Below are 17,099 nucleotides of genomic sequence, written 5' to 3'. Positions count from 1 at the left end.
AGCGAAGGATGGACCTGAACTATCTGTCGGCCGACGAGATGCTGGGGGCGTTTCGGCGGCGCGAGCTGTCCCCGGTGGAAGTCCTGGACTCGCTGATCGAACGGGTCGCCAAGACCAGTGAGGTCAACGCGGTCGCCGAGGAGATGTTCGACGAGGCCCACGATGTCGCGCGGGCCGCCGAGGCCAGGTACGCGGGGAAGGGCCCGGCGCCCCGGGCGCTCGAAGGCGTCCCGGTCGCGGTGAAGGAGGAGATGCCGATCGCCGGCAGGTCCCATCGTTTCGGCTCCCTGCTGACCGAAGGCAACGTCGCGACGCAGACGCAACCGATGGTCCAGCGACTGATCGACGCCGGTGCGGTCCTGCACCTGCGGACCACGACGCCGGAGTTCTCGATCGCCGTGACCACCCACTCCGAGCTGTGGGGCGTCACACGCAATCCATGGAACCTCGACTACAGCCCCGGCGGTTCGTCGGGCGGCTCGGGTGCGGCACTGGCTGCCGGACTCGCCCCACTGGCCACCGGCTCCGACATCGCGGGCTCCATCCGGGTTCCGTCGGCTCTGTGTGGCGTCGTCGGGTTCCGACCCCCCTACGGACGGGTGCCGTCGCTGCCGCCGCTCAGTCTCGACACCTACTGTCAGGACGGGCCGATGGCCCGCACGGTCACTGACTGTGCTCTCTTCCAGAACGTCATCGCCGGACCGGACCCCGTCGATCACGTCTCGGTACCTGCTGCTCCACCGCTCCCGACGACCTTCGGATCGTGTGCGGGACTGAAGGTCGCGCTCGCGGTCACCATCGGTGACTTCCCCATCGTCCCAGAGGCGGCGGCCAACATCGAGCGGTTCGCGAGCGCCCTGCGGGACGCCGGAGCCGAGGTGACGCCGGTCGAGATCCCGATCACCCGTCAGTCGATCATGGCCACTGCTATGGCGCACTACGGCCTCCTCCTCGGGCCGTCCGTATTGGAGTGGGCGCCGGCTGACGACCCGCGCTGGTCCCGGAACGTCCTCGATGTCGTCGAGGCGTGTGGGGCAGCCCTGGAGAACGTCGGCGCCCTGGGGATCGCGGAAGAGGAAGGCCGCATGCACGCCGTGCTCGCCGAGATCTACCGCGACCACGACGCCATCATCTGCCCGACCATGGCCACCACCGGCTACCCGGCGGACGCCACGTCCGCGGAATCCGTCGAGCTCGCCGTGGGCGTGCAGTTCGCCAACCTCGTGAGCCAGTGCCTGACCCAGCTCTTCAACATCGCGAGCCGCCATCCGGTCCTCAACGTGCCCTCGGGTCGCGCGGGCAACGGGGTGCCGACCGGCGTGCAGATCGTCGCCCGACCGTTCGACGATCTGACCGCGTTCCGCCTCGGGGCGGCCGCCGAAGCACGTCTCGGCCTCTGGAGCGACCCGGACTGGCGGCCGAAGCTGGGGCACCATGGCTGAGGCACAACGGTCGTTCACCGACGAAGGCACGGTGGACGTGGCCGCCTCAGCCGCCCCCTTCACCGGCCCGATGCTGTCGGAGCAGGACGCGACCCGCCTCCTGCGTGAGGAATGGGGAATCACCGGTCGGCTCACCGACCTGGGGAGCACCCAGGACCAGGTCATGCTGGTCGAGGACGACAGTGACGGGCGCCGATACGTCCTGAAGGCGACCCTGGCCGAGGGCGGTGCTGAGGCAGTCCACGCCGAACACCTGGCGGTCCGTCACTTCCGGTCCCTGGATCCGGGTCTCGTGGTGCCGGAAGCCGTCCCGACGCTGCAGGACCACGACCTGGTCGACCGCACCGGGCTCCGCGTGCGGCTGTTGAACTGGGTTCCGGGCGCACCGCTGGGCTCCGTCGCGTACCTCTCGCCGACGGCGCTGCGCGGCCTTGGCCGACTGGCCGCGAGATCGGTCACCGCACTCGCCGGGTTCGACCACCCCGGGCTGCACCGCCACTCCTTGTGGGATCCGCGCCACGCGGTCCATACCGTGTCCGGGCTCACCGATCACTTCACGGGCCCGGAGAACGCGCTCATCGATCAGGCACTCGCTCCGGTGGCCGAGCTCGTCGGCGGCGGGACCGCCGGGCGACTGCCGGAACAGGCCGTGCACACCGACATCCACGAGTACAACGTGGTCGGTGACTTCGATGCCGACGGAGGGTTCGTCCCGACCGGGATCATCGACTTCGGGGACCTGGTGTGGACCTGGCGGGCCAGCGAGGTCGCGACGCCGATGCTGGCCGCCGTCGCACGTGCGCCCGAGGACCCACTAGGGGCGGCGCTGCCCGTCCTTGCCGGATACCTCGATCGGCTGCCGTTGGCCGAGGCCGAGGCGGACGCGGTCTGGACGCTGGTCCGTGCGCGTGCCGCGCTCTGCGCGGCGCTCCAGACCGTCGCGTCGCACCAGGATCCGGATGACGAGGGGGCGGCCAAGGTCGCCGCCGAAGACTGGCGGGCGTTGCGGGCCGTGGTGGAGATCGACCCGGCGCTCGCCACAGCGGTGGTGCGCCAGGCCTGCGGTTTCGGCGCACCGGAGACCGACCTGGCCGATCTCGTCGCCCGGCAGTCGCCGAGCCCGATCCTCCGCGACCAGGAGTTCGGTCCGCTCCGGCCGGTCGATCTGAGCGTCGAGTCGGAGCTGTTCTCGGCGGGCAACTGGCTGGATGGCGCGGCCTTCCCCCCGCTCGGATCCGCCGCGGAGGTGGCCGTCGGGCGCTTCGACGAGATCCGCCTCGGTGAGCCCGACCTCACCGACCAGGCGCCCGCCACACTGCACCTGGGTGCTGACCTGCTCGTCCCAGCCGGCACCGCGGTTTACGCTCCGCTCGACGCCACGGTGGTCCGGGCCGATGCTCACGCCGTCGTGTTGCAGAGCCGCGTCGACACCACAACGTTCTTCGTCCGGCTCGCCGGAGTGGCCTCGCACTTCCCCGTCGGGCACACCGTGCGCCGTGGTGCCGAGGTCGCGCTGGTCGCACCGTCGGCCGGCCCGCTGCCTTCCCACGTCCACGTGCAGCTCGGGCTCTCACCCGACCTGCCGGGCTACGGCCGGGTCCGGGACCGTGCGGCCCTCCTGACGCTCTGTGCGGACCCGTCACCGCTCGTCGGGACGCCCACCAGGGCGGAGCACGCGGAAGCGGTCGAACGCGTGCATGAGCGCCGGGCCAAGTACGTGGCCGGCGCCCAGTCGACGTACTACGAGACTCCCGTGCAGATGGTCCGGGGCTGGCGGCACTGGCTCTACGACAGCGCGGGCCGACGGTACCTCGACCTGATCAACAACGTTGCCGTCGTCGGGCACTCCCACCCCGCACCCACCTCGGCGGCGGCTCGGCAGATGGCGTTGCTCAACACCAACTCCCGCTTCCTGTACGACGCCATGGGTGAGTACGCGGAACGGCTCGCCGACACCCTGCCCGAGGAACTGCACACCTTCTTCTTCGTGAACTCGGGCAGCGAGGCCGTCGATCTCGCCGTCCAACTGGCCCGTGTCTACACCGGGCGTCGCTCGGTGGTCGTCATCGAAGGCGCCTACCACGGCTGGACCTCGGACGTGTTCGCGTTGGACACGCTTCCCCATGACCGCCCGCGTTGGCGTGAGGAGCTCGACGAACACGTCCACGTCGCCGAGACGCCCGACCCGTACCGGGGACGGCACGGTGCGCGGGTGGAGCCGTATCTGGAGTCCGTGAGGCGAGCCTGCGCCGAAGCCGGCCCGGGCGGTGGCGTGGCCGCGTTCGTGGCCGAGCCCCTGCTCGGCAGCCAGGGAGGAATCGTGCCGCCGCCGGGGTACCTGGCCGGCGCCTACGCCGCCGTTCGCGAGGCGGGCGGAGTGTGCATCGCCGACGAGATCCAGGTCGGGATGGGGCGGACCGGGTCGGCCTTCTGGGCGTTCGAAGGCCAGGGCGCGACCCCCGACATCGTCGTCGCGGCGAAGGCGACCGGCAACGGACATCCCATCGGTGTCGTGGCGTGCCGGCCCGAGATCGCGGCGGAGTTCGGCCGACGAGCAGGATTCTTCTCCTCCACCGGCGGCGGCCCGGTCTCGTGCCGGGTCGGTACGGCAGTCCTCGACGTCCTGCGTGACGAACGCCTGCCGGAGAACGCGCGCACGGTCGGTACGCACCTCGGCGCAGAGCTCAACGCCCTGGCCGCACGCTTCCCCGAGATCGGTGCAGTCTATGGGGAGGGCTTCTACCGCGGTGTCGACATCGTCGAACCGGGCGCGGACAAGAAGCCGGCACCCGCCGCCGCGACCCAGATCTGCGAACGCATGCTCGAACTCGGTGTCGTCATCCAACCCACCGGAGTCGAGCTCAACGTCCTGAAGATCAAGCCACCCCTCTGCTTCGACAACGCGGCAGCCGACTACTTCCTCGCCCAGTTCACCCGAGTGCTCGAGGAGCGGGCACAGTCCCGCATGGCCATGACCCGATCGGTTCACCGGCATCCCACGACCACGCAAGGTTGCCCGTGAAAGGAATGAGAGCCCATGACCGGAACACCCACCACTGAAGCCGGGATCGAACTGCATCACGTCGATCCGGTGCCCGAATCCCACCGAAGAGGCCGCCCCCGCGACCTCTTCCACGTGTGGTTCGCCTCCAACCTCAACGTGGGCAACGCCATCTTCGGCGCGATCATCTACTCGGTTTGCCGCAACATCCCGCTGGCGCTGCTCGCCGCCGTCATCGGGAACCTCGTCGGGACCGTCCTCATGGCCCTGCACTCGATCCAGGGCGCCAGGCTGGGGATTCCCCAACTGATCCAGAGCCGCGGCCAGTTCGGATACCTCGGCGCCCTGGTACCCGTCGTCGTGGGGTCCGTCATGTACGTCGGATTCACGGTCTCGGTCTCGCTCGCGGGCGGTATCGCGCTCAAGGTGGCCACAGGAGGGCGGATCCCGCTGCCCCTGGCCATCTGTCTGATCGCCGCGCTGAGCGTGCTCCCCGCACTGATGGGAAACCGAGCCATCCACGTCGTCGCCCGCTACGCGACGTGGCCGCTCGCCATCAGCCTGATCGTCGTCAGCGGCTACACGCTCGTCCGAGGGGGTGACGTGGCGGCGACGTCCGGTCCGGTGTCGCTCGCGTCGTTCCTCGCCGGCACCGGAGTCGCCGTGACGTTCGCACTTACCTACGCCACCGCCGTCTCGGACTACTCTCGCTACCTGCCGAGCGACGCGTCAGGCCGGGCGGTCTTCTGGTGGACGGCGGCCGGGGTGTTCCTGTCGTCCACCTTCTGCTGCGTCGTCGGTGTGCTGCTCGCGGCCAAGTTCGCTGCCGCGGACGTCTTCCAGAGCACCAGTGCCGCGCTCGGCGGTGGCGCCCTCGCCACTGTCGTCCTGGTGGTGACCGCGCTGGGCCTGGCTGTGACGAACATGCTCAACCTCTACGGCGGGATGTTGAACCTGATCACGGGCCTGTCGACCTTCGTCAAGATTTCGAACTCGTTCAGGACCCGTGCGGCGATGATGCTGCCGACCCTCGTCATCGGTCTGGGCCTGGCCGTCACGGCCTCACAGGACTTCACCGGCAATCTGACGGCGTTCCTGTCGTTCCTGCTCCTGCTGCTCATTCCCTGGGGTGCGGTGAACCTCGTGGACTTCTACCTCGTCCAGCACGGAGAGTACGACGTCCCCGGCATGTACATCCGCAGCGGAAAGTACTGGAGCGACCCGGCCACATGGACCCACAACGGGGTCAACCTCAAGGTCCTCATTGCCTTCGTGGTCGGCGTGGTGTCCGGCATTCCGGCCATGAGCAACGCGTGGTACGTCGGGCCCATCGCGCGACACTTCTCCAACGCCGACCTGTCCTGGATTCCCGGCATGGTGGTCACCTCGGTCGTCTACCTGGCGCTTGTCCGCGTCGGCCGCGGCGCCCGTGGAGAGTCGTTCACGGCAGTCGCGAGTCGGCACCAGACATCTCCCCTGTGACCAGAACTCCCAGCTCTGGTGCCCAAGCCTGACCTGCGTCTCGGCCCGCCGGAGTCGAGCATGGGTGACGCACCGGGCATCGCCGACCACCTCCGCCGGCCGGCCGAATCCGCCTCAGGCACGCTCAGGCAACAAGGGACTCGAGCAGTGCGGCAACTGGGCCTGGGGCGGAGATGATGCCGTCATGCCCCCCTGGGAGTTCTGCGAACTTCCAGTGAGGCCCGTGCAACGTGAAGTTCGCAGGTCAAGGGTCTGGTGTGAGGGGCGAGCGGATACTCATGCCGGTCGTCGGCGGGTGTCCACGGCGAAGATCGTCTGCCGTGGCGGCCGTTGCTTTTGCCGTTGCCGTTGCCGTTGCCGTTGCCGTTGTCGGGTTCTGCCGTGCCGAGGACCGTGCCGCTCTTACCATCCGTCACCGGGGCGGTAGGGGGATGTCGCGGGGAGGGCGTTGGTATGCAGGAGCTGGAGCGGATCACCAGCTCGCCGGACTGAACTGGACGTGCTGGCCGAGGAGTTGGCCAAGCAGCCGCAGGAGGTCCGGGCGGCGGCGGTTGGTGAGGCGGGTGATCAGGCGTCGGATCTCGGCGAGGCTGAGGTGGATGAGCTGGGAGGATCCGTTTCTGCTTGCTCGGTTCGGTCTGGCTCGCCTCGGTCTGGCCCGGTCGGGTTCGGCTCGGTCCGGTTCGGTCTGGCTCGGCTTGGCTCGGTCTGGCTCGGCCTGGCCTGGTCGGGCTTGGCTCGGTCTGGCTGTCGGCGGCGGCTGAACCTGGGCTCAGTCAAGATTTCCGTGAAGCCGATCACGGGACCGGTGGCAGGCGTCGCCGAGAGCCCTCCACTTGCAGCCAGTGTCCACGACATAGCGAATCGCGTCGACGACCTCGCGGCGAGGGTGCTTCTCCGGCCGGCCGCCGCGGCTGGTGTCGCAGGCCGGTGTGGGCAGGCCGGTGTGGGCAGGAGGGGTTCGAGCAGGACCCATTCGGCGTTGGTGGTGTCCGAGGGATAGCGGCGGCGACGCATGGCAGTTGACTTTCCGCAGTGCTGCGGGGGCCGCCCGCCGTCCGGGCGGCCCCCGCGGTGACCGGTCAGGAGCTGTTGATGAGGTCGAGGGTGGATTCAATGGAGTTGAGCTGGGCGGTGATGTGCTTGACCCACTTGTCGCCCGGGTGGGCGGAGGCATGCGGGGCGACGGTGCCAGTAATGAGCCGGCGGAACTCGGTCAGCTTCTCCCTGATCACGGCCCGTTCGTGTGCCTCCAGGGCGGCCCGCTCGGCACCGAGCTGGTAGCCGTTGGCTCTGGTCCAGATCAGCGGCGGCCAGCCCTTCTCCGTCGCCTGGTCCTTCAGGGCCGCAAGCCCGGACCGCACCTGACTGGGGGACAGATCGCTCGCGCGTACCAGCTGAGGGAACAGCAGACCGGCGGGTCTGGCCTCGAACAACACGAACCGGACGGTGTCCGCGTGCCGCCGGGCGGCATCGCCCCGCCGCCGCGAGGCTCGGGGCATGCCTACTCGCCCTTCAGCATGCGGGCCAGTTCGTCGTCCATGTCGACCTTGCCGGTGTCGACCGCGGTCTCGATCCAGTCCAGGGTGGCCCGAACCCGGGCGACGTTCTCGTGCACGATGGTGCGTTCGTCGTCGTTGAGGGTGCGGTCGCGCAGGCCGGGGACGGTACGGCCGGCGGCGGCGACGAAGGAGTGGCAGGCGGTCACCAGGTCCAGGAACTCCACAGTCCGGTCGATGTGCCTTACGGCCGGGGCAACGGGGCTGGTGCGTTCGAAGTCCTCGCGGGCTTGTCGGCTTCGCTCGTGGGAGGCGGCCTGGGCGGAGTTCGTGCCCTTCCTCCAGTTCGACGTGGAGATCGCAAGATCGTCTGCACCACCAACGCGATCGAGAGCATCAACGCGCGGATCCGCAAGGCCGTCCGAGCCCGGGGACACTTCCCCACCGATCAAGCCGCTCTCAAGTGCGTCTACCTGGCCGTCATGAGCCTGGACCCGACCGGCACCGGACGCAAACGCTGGACCATGCGCTGGAAGGCCGCACTCCAAGCCTTCGACATCACCTTCGACGGCCGGCTCACCGCCGGACGCCGTTGAAAACATCCGACCGAGTTCCACCGTTCGCTACACATACCCTTCGGCCCATCGGTGGCTTCTTCTGCAACTGGACCAGGGGCGTTGCTGGGGGAACGGGCCGTCGACCGGCCGCAGACCCGGACTATGCGAGTCGCCGTACGCCCTTGGGGGGATCCCATGGAAGCTCTGTTCAACGTCGTACCCATCCTCCTGATTCTCTTCGCGCTCGGGCGTGAGCAGACACCAGCGGCCGCTGAGCGGCATCCGAAGTCTGGGCGTGCCGGAGCGGGCGGCGGATTCTCCGTCGCCCGCTGTGGTGTTTGGTTCAGCAGGTGATGTACGCGGAGTTCGAAACGTCGACGCCGGTGCTGGTGTCCACCAGGATCACGCGGTACTGATGGGTGCCACGCAGACAGGGAGTGGAGAGTACGCGCCAGCTGCTCCCGGTCCAGGTCGTGGAGGATTTCAGGGTGCTGTCGGCGTAGAGGTACATGCGGAGCCGCGTGCCGCTGGAGCACGATCCTGCTTCGGTTTCGCCGTATACCCGTGTTCCCGTCTCGTAGGGCCTGTATGCCCGAAGACTGCTGCAGGCGGTCGCCGAGGCGGCCGCCGAGCTGGCTGGAAGGAAGGCGGCCGTGGCCGCCGCTGCCGCGATGATGGCGACGCCGGCCGTTCGGCGGGAAACGCGCATGTGTGTTTTGAGCATGAGGGCTCCAGAGTTGGTGATGTGGCGTCAGTTGCTGAGTAGCCCGACAGAGTTCTTCGGAGTGACGTTCAGGCCGCTCTCGAGGGCTGGTCTGCGCGTCTTGCGACTGGACGGGCTGGTCAGAGCTTGCTGGAGCGTGCCGGGTGGGATCAATGGGAGTTGGCTGTCCCGGACAGCTGGCGCCTTGTCTGGCCTGGTCAGGGGTTTGTCCGAGTTCTGTCCGGGACGTGTATGGGCCGCCCGTACGACGGAGTTGACCGTGCCTCCCCTGCCCAGGGCTGGTCTCCAGGATCAAAACTCGGCCGCACGGCCGGCCAACGTCGACCGGGTGTTGTGCGGCGTCATGCCCGTGCAACAACTCCGGGCGGAAAAGATCGCCGACGCTGCCGGTACATGGCAGGGGGTCAGCTGGCGTGGGTGACCTCGATGACCGTGTTCGGGCAGCCGTCGAGGCCACGCCATGTTCGGGATGCTGTCCAAACTCGCCGAACTCCAGCGCGAGCTGATTGTGGCGAACACGGACGACGGGCTCGCCTATGCGCGGGCCCGCGGCCGCGTCAGCGGGCGCCGGCCGAAGCTCACGGCCGACCAGGCCGAGCTCGCCCAGCAGTACACCGAGATCCTCCTCCTGGCGGACACGCCGCACCTGAGCGACGACTTCGCGACGATCGCCCGTACTCCGTGTGGATCACCTACCGCCCAGCTGGGGGGCCGCGGTCTCCGGCTACCGTGTCCTGGGCAACCCTTTCTGACCTCGCGCGCCATGCCAAACAGCCGCCGTATTCGTGACACCGCGCACGAACCCACGGCCGCACGCCGGGGTTCGTTGTTTCGATCAGACCCGTCAGCCACTCGGGAGTGGCCTCCGTCGAAGGGTTCGCAGGGCGCTCACCGCGCACTTGGCCGTCGTGGTCGGCGTCGATCCCGTGCCGGAACCTGTAACCCGGCTGTCAGGCGTGGTACGGAGGCGCCGTTGCCGTTCGGCAGGCGATGTCAGGCGACGCCGGTCCGGTAGTGCACAAGTGGGTCCAGGCTGTTGCGATGAAGATCAGTCCTGCGCCCAGCATGTGTAGTGCGACCAGAAATGGGGGCACACCGGTGTGGTACTGGACGTAGCCCAGTACGCCTTGGGCCACGATGAGTGCGATCGTCACGATGATGCCGCGTTGTACCCGCTTCGGAGCGTGGAGGGCGTGGGCCGTGACGGCGGTGGCGAGGGTGAGGCCGAGCAGGAGGTATACCAGGTCGGCGTGTACCTGGGTGAGCGTGTCCGGATCGAAGGGCAGCCGAGCTGCTCGCGGGTCGCCAGCGTGCGGACCGGTGCCGGTCACAAATGCGCCGACGACGAGGACGGCACTGGCGGTGGCCAGCAGCCCGCCGGTGAGCAGTCGTAGTCCGTGGCGAACTGTCGCTGTCCGTGGGCCGGCGCCGTCCCGTGTGCGGCGCAGCAGCGCGGCGGCGGCGAACAGGATCGGGAACGAGATCAGGAAGTGCAGGGCCCGCACGTAGGGGTTGAGATCGGTAAGCACCAGTATCCCACCGATCAGCGCCTGCGCGGGCACTACCAGTGCCTGTGCTCCGGCCAGCCACAGCCATGCTTTCGGGGACGCGGACCGGGTTCGAATCGTGGTGGCGACCAGCGCGATGGCCACCAGCTCGAGGACGACGCCGATCAGGCGGTTACCAAACTCGATGTAGCCATGGACGCCCATCTCGGGAGTAGTGGCCAACGAGGCCTCGGTGCATCGTGGCCAGGTCGGGCAGCCCAGTCCGGAGCCGGTCAACCGCACCACCCCACCGGAGACCAGGAGCACGACATTGAGCCCCAGCGACGTCGCCGCCAACTGGCGCACCGTTGCATAGCGGTGACGAGCTGGAGACGAGCGGCCACGATTGATTGCCGAGCACATTTCGGCTAAGTCCTGTTTCACCGGGTTTTCGACTCCTTAACTCAGCACGGCGGCAACGAGGGTGCGCCTGAGCCATGCTTCGTAGTCTTCGTGGGACCAGCCGGAGTCCACGACGAGGCTGTCGTGGATCCCGGTGCTCAGCAGAGCGACGGCGATGTCCACAGCCTTGGGATCGACACCGTGTCCGGTACTGCGGACGCGCTCGATGACCATCTCGATGCCGAGCCTGTTTCGTCGAGCCCCTTCCGCCTGTGTGGCGGCGATTTCTGGGGCGACTGCGGCGCCGGAACTCAGCATGGTGACGATGTCACCACAACGCTCCCGGACTTGGCTGCTGGCCCTGGCCAGCAGTCCAAGGAGCTCGACGGGGTCTGTCATCTCCGCCGCCTCGGCCATCAGGTCCGGTAGGCCTGCCTCCTCGTCCATCAAATCGACCAGCCCAGTAAGAACGCCGGCCTTGGACCCGAAATGCGTGTAGATGGTCTGCGGCGCGACGCCGGCTTCCTGCGCGATCGAGCGGATGGGCGTGCGGGCGTAGCCGTGTTCGGCGAACAGCCTGCGTGCGGCAGTGAGGATCGCGCGCAGCGTGAGTGCCTCGCGCCGATCACGGAGTCGAACGATCCCTGGCAGATCTGGCATGTATGCTCCAATTTAGAACGTCGTTCCAGTCTATGGAACGATGTTCTCGACCTTATCAAGTGGCGACTGTCAGGGAGAAGCGCATGAAGCTCGTGGTTTTCGGGGCGAACGGCCCCACCGGACGGCTCGTCACCCAGCGGGCACTCGACGAGGGGCACACCGTGACCGCCGTGACCAGACGGCCCGATGCCTTCCCGATCGAGGGGCAACGGCTGCGGGTGGCGGGCGTGGACGCGCTGGACGCGGCAGCGGTGGACGAGGTGGTGGCCGGACACGACCGTGTCGTCTCGAGCCTCGGCGTCCCCTACACCCGGGAACCGGTCACTGTCTTCTCCCAGAGTGCGCGCAACATCATGGCGGCGATGAGCCGACATGGCCTGCGGCGACTGGTGTGCGTGACCTCGATCGGCGTACACCCCGAGCTCCCGCCCGAGGAGAAGTTCTTTTTCCGTAAGGTGATCGGGCCGATTCTGCTGGCCATGGGGCGCCCTCTGTACGAGGACGCGCGCCGCATGGAGGAGATCGTGCAGGCCGCCGATCTCGACTGGACGATCGTCCGCCCGTCCGGACTGTTCGACGCCACGACCGTCACTGACTACCGCATCGCCGTCGCGCCACAGCGGCTGCCCGGCATGTTCACCTCCCGCGCCGACCTGGCCGACGTGCTACTGCGTGAGGCCGCAGACGACCGGCACGTGCGCGCATGCATCGAAGTGATCACCACCCAGGGCACCCCGAACTATGCCACCGTGTTCCTGAAAGAAGCGCTGCACATTGGTAAGTAATCCGGTGCCGGGACATGGTTCGTGGGGTGGAGCAAGCGTGCACGGTGGGAAATGACCTACGGCAGCGTGGGAACCGATCTCCGCTGAGAGGTGAATCGGCCAAGGTTACGGACTTCCGTCGGTGCCCCCACGCTGCGCCTGTGCCTTTTTGAGGTCCGTCTGGAGCCGCTCGACTTCCAGCCGGAGCTCGTTGCGCTCGGCAATGAGGCCGGAGATGTCCGGGTGTGCCGCCGCGAGCTCGTCCGCCCGCTTCTGCTCCGCGATACGGTCGGCCTCAAGCTGGTTGAGCCGCGTCTCGAGGTCGGCGATGCGCTGCGTCCGGTCCAGCAGCGCATCGCCCAGGACGTCGCCGCGGACGCTGGATCGCCGGGAGACCCGGTCAGCGTCGGCGAGCTGCTGCTCAAGGATCTCCACCGCGTGCTTGGGCGAGGACGCGGCGTCCACGGCCAGTCCGTACAGGCCTCGTACGAGCTCGATGGCCTCGGTGGTGACCGCGGTTCCCCGGTGCTCGGCAACGTCCGCGAAGAGGTCGCTGATCATCTGCCACGGCGGTAACCGGGTGCCGTTGAGGTAGCGCGAGACCGTGCCCGGGTCGAGTCCGCGGCGCGCGGCGTACCGTCGGACGGACACCTGCAGACCTTCGAACAGCTCCCGCAGGGCCTGGGCGAGCGCGCGTGAGGCGTCGTTGAGGTCGTCTCCCAAAGGCCGCAGCTCAGCCACTGTTCTCCCCCTCACCGGCGCCGGTGCCCGCAGGGGCCGGCGGCTGGAGCGTGGGCCTGTCGGAGTCGATCAGACGGTTGAAGAAGGGGACGGCGATCCCCGCGACGGCGAGGCCCGCGAGCACGCTGCGCGGCGTCCCTTCCCCGGACAACGCCGTCAGTCCGCCCGCTGCCGCGTCGGCGAGCAGGGCGAGCAGGAACACCAGCGTCGATCTCAACGACAGCAAAGGGCGGTCCATCACGTACTCCGATCATTCAACCCGCCGCAGCGGAACGGGACTTGTCACCCGTCCAGCGGACTGCGGGAGGGGAAATCCAGAATGAGGGAACCTCAAGGTGTTGCAGACCGTGATCGGCGGACAGACGCGACAGAGTGTTCGGCTGCAACACCCCATGGGCCCGCCTGCGGGGTGTTGCGGCTGGTCACGAGAATGGAGCCATCGAACGTTGCCTCGTGTTGCTGTGCACCGGTGCTGACTCTGGCAACACCGGTGCACAACCGTGGAGTGATCGCTACCCGGACGCCGTGCGTTGAGCGGCGTCCGTATCTCGCACACCTTCCCGGTCCTCGCAGTCCGGGCGGTACGACACGGTCGTGATCTTCGTACCGGTACTGGGTCAAGTGTCGCCGGAGATCCGTCTGCCGGTCACTCTTGCGGGAGGTAAGTAACACTGCCGTACCGTTGTCCCCGCCGGGCAAGGGGCGAGTGGGATCGAGGCTGGACGTGGCCGGTCCGTATGTCTCAGGTTCCTTCCTCGCCACTGTTCGGTCCGCCTCCTGGACGGCGCAGAGCCTTCACCGCGAGGGCCAGGGCCACCACGGCACCCAGCGATCCGGCCAAGGCCCCCACGATCGTGATGGAGGTGCTCGCCCATCCGAAGACCTTGCCGGGCCAGGACAACGGTCCGGAGTCGGCGTCCGGTGTGTCCGCCTCGACGGAGCCACCGTTGACGGACTTCTCGAACAACACGGTGTCCGTATCGAGGTAATAGGCCGTCACGGTCAAGTCCAGGGAAATGGTGCCGGACTTCTTGGGTGTCACCCGCCACGTCCAGGTGGCTGTGTCGTCTTCGGCCAGGACGCTCTGACGCGGTGAGGACAGCGCACGGCAGGTGACGCCTTCCCCAGAGCAGTGCAGTCGTGCTCCGATCTCGGCCCCGGCCCGGACCTCTGTCCTCGTTCCTGAGGTTCCACCAGCGGCCGGTTGCCAGCCCCCCCGTGATGGTGGCCCGGAACAGGGCAGTGTCACCCGCTTTCAACTCGATCTTCTTGGCCTCGGTGTAGTCGAGCCTGGCCCGGAACAGGTTCTTGCGCGCCTTGTCCAACTGCTCGATGTACTCCTGCTGCTGGTTGCCTACAAGGGGCGGGGCCGGGGGCGCGCCGCCGCTGCTGAGGAACAGGAAGGTGCTGGCGGCAATGGCCGCCAGCACGGTCAGCGCTAGCCCCGCTAACACCAGCAGCAACCTGCGTCTGTGCCTCGCGCGCGCTTTCGAAGCGTCCGCCAGGGCTAACCAGTCTGACCAGTCCGGACCGTCGGCAGGGGAGCGAGACATGGCACAGCACTGTAGTTGGCCTGCGCCTGAACCTGGGCTCAGTCAAGATTTCCGTGAAGCCGATCACGGGACCGGTGGCTTCATAACTCTGTGTCGTCGGCGGTCCGCGGCGACGAGCAGGACTCGCTTGCGGAGCAAGGGGAGTCCTGCTCGTCCTGCCATCTGCCGTTTGAGCAGCTTGATGTCCGTCACCCGGCCCTCGACGCAGCCCGAGCTCCACTCCGTGCTGAGCCCCTGAGCGACGGCGTCGAAGTCGGTCAGCAGGCCGTCGGCGAAGCCGCGGAGCCCGTGGTGCTCGTCCGCGCGGGCGTCGGCGATCCATTCGGGCAGTCGGCTCGCGCTGCGGATGGCCATCATCGCGGCGAAGGACCGGACATGTCGGGTGCGGCCTCAAGTTCGGGGCAGCGGGACAGAATTGCCTTGAGTTTCTGCTGATCGTCGTCGCTCAAGCGGTCGGGATTCCGGGTGATCCATCCGGTCACCTTGCGCACCCCTGGGTGGGCGCGGTGGGGGCGGGGTGCCGGCCGGTGCGCGGCGGAAGCGGCGGAGGTAGTCGCGGACGACGGAGTAGGAGCCGGTGAAGCCGCGTTCCCGGAGTTCGGCGTGGAGCTTGGCGATGCCGCTGGAGGCCGCCCGCGCGGGCGGCCCCGCTGGTGTGTCCTTCGTTCCAGCGTCGGTGGAGATAAGGCTTGTAGGGGTCCAGGGTGCTGGGGAGGTTCTGCCAGCGGCCGGTGGCGAGTTCCTGCCAGGTAGCGGCCCGGGCATAGCGCCGGACGGTGTTGCGGGCCAGGTCAAGGCGGTGGGCCACAGCCCGGACACTCAGGCCCTGGCCGAGGAGTTCGTGCACGGCGGTGTGGTGCTGCTGGACCCGGGCGGCGAGCCGGCCTGCGTGCGAGACGGGCGGGCATACGACGTCCGGCCCCGATTCCGGGTCGGGATCCGGCTCGCGCAGGCAGGCGCTGTGCTTGCTGACCAGGTGTTTCACCGCTTCGGCGAGGTTGTGCCAGATGTGCCAGAGATCGGCGATCTGGACCGCATCGGGGGCTGCGGAGCGGGCGCCGTCGGCGAAGGCGCCGCCCCGGTCGCGGCAGATGATCTCCACTCCAGGGTGTTCGGTGAGCCAGGCGGCGAAGGTGGCCGCCTCCCGGTCCGGGAGGAGGTCGATCGGGGCGTGAGTCTCGCAGTCCACCAGCACAGTCCCGTACTTGTGCCCCTTGCGGGTGGCGAACTCGTCGACCCCGAGCACCCGGGGCGTCCCAGCTGGCGGATCAGGCAGCGCCATGACCAGTCCCAGCAACGTGGTCCGGCTGACCGGCGCCGGCAGCCGGGCCGCCAACCGCTCGCCGGCCCGGCCCGCCAGAGCCACCGAGATCGTACTCAACAGGTCCCTGAGCTGCGGGGTTCGACGCTCATAGCGCACCGTCAATCCCTCGACCTGCTCGGCGAAGGTTACCCGGCCGCACCCAGGCGCATCGCAGAACAGACGGCGGATGGTCAGCTCGATGCACACCTGCCGGCCGCCGACTGCGCCATCCGCGAGACGGCGCTGGTATCCGCTGTGCCGTCGCAGGGACGGTGCACCGCAATCCGGGCACGACGCCGGAACCGATCCTGAGGTTCTCGCCACAATGCGTAACACCCCGTCCTCGGCACTCACTTCCTCCACCAGCACCCCGCCCAGGTGCGGTAACACCGTCTTCAGTAGCTCCCCACACTCTCCGAGTGTCGTGGCATCAGTGACGGAGCGTCACCGGCGCACGGAAGCGTGATCGGCTTCACGGAAATCTTGACTGAGCCAGAATTCAGGCGTCGCCGAGACTGGCTCGGCTTGGCTCGGCTTGGCTCGGTCCGGCTCGGCTCGGCTCGGCTCGGTCGGCTCGGCCTGGCTCGGCTCGCTCGGCTCGGCTCGGCTCGGCCTGGCTCGGCCCGGCTCGGCTCGCTCGGCCCGGCTCGGCTCGCTCGGCTCGGCTCGGTCGGCTCGGCCTGGCTCGGCTCGCTCGGCTCGGCTCGGCCCAGGACGTTGCCGACGCCCATCGGATAGCTGTTGGTGTTGTTGTTCTGCCAGATGTCGAGCAGGTCCTCGGTCGTCCGCCACACGTCGGCGACCTCGCCCCAGTTGTACTTGTCACCGGTGGGGGCGTGGAAGCTGTTGGAGTTGATGCTGTAGACGATCGGCCGCCCCGTGGCACGCAGGGCGTCGCGCATGATGGTGAACCGCGCGACCTGCTCGCTGAGGGTGCCGCTGCCGGAGCACCAGTCGTACTTGAGATAGTCCACACCCCACGAGGCGAACGTGGCGGCGTCCTGGGCCTCATGGTCCTTGCTGCCCGTGCGGCCAGGGTAGGTGCCCACGCCCTGCGCGCAGGTGACCTCGTTGGGCGCCTGATAGATGCCGAACTTCAGGCCCTTGCTGTGGATGTAGTCCCCGAGCGCCTTCATGCCGCTGGGGAACTTGGTCGGGTTGGCGCGGAGGTTGCCTGCCGCGTCGCGCTCCGGGTCGAACCAGCAGTCGTCGACGACGACGTACTGATAGCCCGCGTCCCTCATGCCCGAGGACACCATCGTGTCGGCGGCCTGGCGCACCTGCGCCTCGGTGATCCCGCACCCGAAGCTGTTCCAGCTGTTCCACCCCAGCGGCGGGGTGAGCGCGGGGCTGCCCGGTGCGGCCTCGGCGGTCGGGCCGGCGGAGGCGGTGACGCAGGCGGTGAGCGTCAGCGCGGTGGCTGTGAGGAGACGCAGCAGTCGTCTTTGTATGGGAACCATGGGGGGTCCTTCCTGGGAGACAAG

12 protein-coding genes and 5 pseudogenes are annotated in these 17,099 nt (G+C 68.4%); 5 read left to right on the top strand and 12 right to left on the bottom strand.

Annotated features, from left to right (window positions below; all coding sequences use genetic code 11):
* The first annotated feature begins 8 nt into the window (after window positions 1-8).
* From CES90_RS47540 to CES90_RS47530, 3 genes are read left to right on the top strand one after another with little or no spacing between them, the layout of a single operon-like run.
* Entirely contained in the window at window positions 9-1,442 is a 1,434-nt protein-coding gene (locus tag CES90_RS47540) for an amidase (RefSeq protein ID WP_189788549.1), read from the top strand.
* The gene (locus CES90_RS47535) at window positions 1,435-4,464 is read left to right on the top strand and encodes an aminotransferase (RefSeq protein ID WP_189788548.1); all 3,030 of its coding nucleotides are present in this window, start codon (window positions 1,435-1,437) and stop codon (window positions 4,462-4,464) included. The genes CES90_RS47540 and CES90_RS47535 overlap by 8 nt, the downstream gene beginning before the upstream one ends.
* A gap of 15 nt (window positions 4,465-4,479) precedes the next feature.
* Window positions 4,480-5,925, top strand: coding sequence for a purine-cytosine permease family protein (locus CES90_RS47530; protein ID WP_189788547.1), 1,446 nt, complete (start codon window positions 4,480-4,482; stop codon window positions 5,923-5,925).
* A gap of 823 nt (window positions 5,926-6,748) precedes the next feature.
* Here the strand turns inward: CES90_RS47530 and CES90_RS47525 are convergent.
* The 3 genes and pseudogenes from CES90_RS47525 to CES90_RS47515 all read right to left on the bottom strand — a co-directional run.
* Window positions 6,749-6,942, bottom strand: a pseudogene (locus tag CES90_RS47525) (transposase); the annotation flags it as partial.
* Window positions 6,943-7,007: 65 nt separating this feature from the next.
* The gene (locus CES90_RS47520) at window positions 7,008-7,427 is read right to left on the bottom strand and encodes a RacP protein (protein WP_189788734.1); all 420 of its coding nucleotides are present in this window, start codon (window positions 7,425-7,427) and stop codon (window positions 7,008-7,010) included.
* A gap of 2 nt (window positions 7,428-7,429) precedes the next feature.
* Window positions 7,430-7,732 (bottom strand): annotated as a pseudogene (locus CES90_RS47515) (DUF6192 family protein); the annotation flags it as partial.
* Between CES90_RS47515 and CES90_RS47510 the strand changes: the two are divergent.
* A pseudogene (locus CES90_RS47510) lies at window positions 7,725-8,020 on the top strand (transposase); the annotation flags it as partial. The pseudogenes CES90_RS47515 and CES90_RS47510 sit on opposite strands and share 8 nt — an antisense overlap.
* A 304-nt stretch (window positions 8,021-8,324) precedes the next feature.
* Here CES90_RS47510 and CES90_RS47505 read toward each other — a convergent pair.
* The 3 genes from CES90_RS47505 to CES90_RS47495 form a co-directional block, all read right to left on the bottom strand.
* Window positions 8,325-8,492, bottom strand: coding sequence for a hypothetical protein (locus tag CES90_RS47505; protein WP_189788733.1), 168 nt, complete (start codon window positions 8,490-8,492; stop codon window positions 8,325-8,327).
* 1,163 nt (window positions 8,493-9,655) lie between these two features.
* On the bottom strand, window positions 9,656-10,636 hold the full coding sequence (locus CES90_RS47500; RefSeq protein WP_189788732.1) for a COX15/CtaA family protein: 981 nt from the start codon (window positions 10,634-10,636) through the stop codon (window positions 9,656-9,658).
* 15 nt (window positions 10,637-10,651) lie between these two features.
* Window positions 10,652-11,254: a TetR/AcrR family transcriptional regulator gene (locus CES90_RS47495; protein WP_189788731.1), complete on the bottom strand. Its 603-nt coding sequence runs from the start codon at window positions 11,252-11,254 to the stop codon at window positions 10,652-10,654.
* An 83-nt stretch (window positions 11,255-11,337) separates the two neighbouring features.
* On the opposite strand from CES90_RS47495, the gene CES90_RS47490 reads away from it, so the two are divergent.
* Complete coding sequence (locus tag CES90_RS47490) at window positions 11,338-12,039, top strand: NAD(P)-dependent oxidoreductase (protein WP_189788730.1); 702 nt, start codon at window positions 11,338-11,340, stop codon at window positions 12,037-12,039.
* A 117-nt stretch (window positions 12,040-12,156) separates the two neighbouring features.
* On the opposite strand, the pseudogene CES90_RS47485 reads toward CES90_RS47490, so the two are convergent.
* The 6 genes and pseudogenes from CES90_RS47485 to CES90_RS47465 all read right to left on the bottom strand — a co-directional run.
* A pseudogene (locus CES90_RS47485) lies at window positions 12,157-12,759 on the bottom strand (response regulator); the annotation flags it as partial.
* Window positions 12,752-12,997, bottom strand: a complete 246-nt coding sequence (locus CES90_RS47480) for a hypothetical protein (protein WP_189788729.1) — start codon at window positions 12,995-12,997, stop codon at window positions 12,752-12,754. The gene CES90_RS47480 and the pseudogene CES90_RS47485, both read right to left, overlap by 8 nt.
* Before the next feature lie 504 nt (window positions 12,998-13,501).
* Window positions 13,502-13,801 carry a hypothetical protein gene (locus CES90_RS47475; RefSeq protein WP_189788728.1) on the bottom strand — a complete coding sequence of 100 codons (300 nt, stop codon included), beginning with the start codon at window positions 13,799-13,801 and terminating at the stop codon, window positions 13,502-13,504.
* A gap of 574 nt (window positions 13,802-14,375) precedes the next feature.
* The gene (locus tag CES90_RS50955; RefSeq protein WP_229914553.1) at window positions 14,376-14,669 is read right to left on the bottom strand and encodes a hypothetical protein; all 294 of its coding nucleotides are present in this window, start codon (window positions 14,667-14,669) and stop codon (window positions 14,376-14,378) included.
* 121 nt (window positions 14,670-14,790) lie between these two features.
* Window positions 14,791-15,939: an ISL3 family transposase gene (locus CES90_RS47470; RefSeq protein WP_229914554.1), complete on the bottom strand. Its 1,149-nt coding sequence runs from the start codon at window positions 15,937-15,939 to the stop codon at window positions 14,791-14,793.
* Between the two features lie 371 nt (window positions 15,940-16,310).
* Window positions 16,311-17,075: pseudogene (locus CES90_RS47465) on the bottom strand (glycoside hydrolase family 27 protein); the annotation flags it as partial.
* Between the last annotated feature and the right edge of the window lie 24 nt (window positions 17,076-17,099).

Source organism: Streptomyces capitiformicae, assembly GCF_002214185.1.
In the GTDB taxonomy this organism is placed as follows: Bacteria; Actinomycetota; Actinomycetes; order Streptomycetales; family Streptomycetaceae; genus Streptomyces; species Streptomyces capitiformicae.
This window is presented reverse-complemented; position numbering and strand designations above follow the sequence as displayed.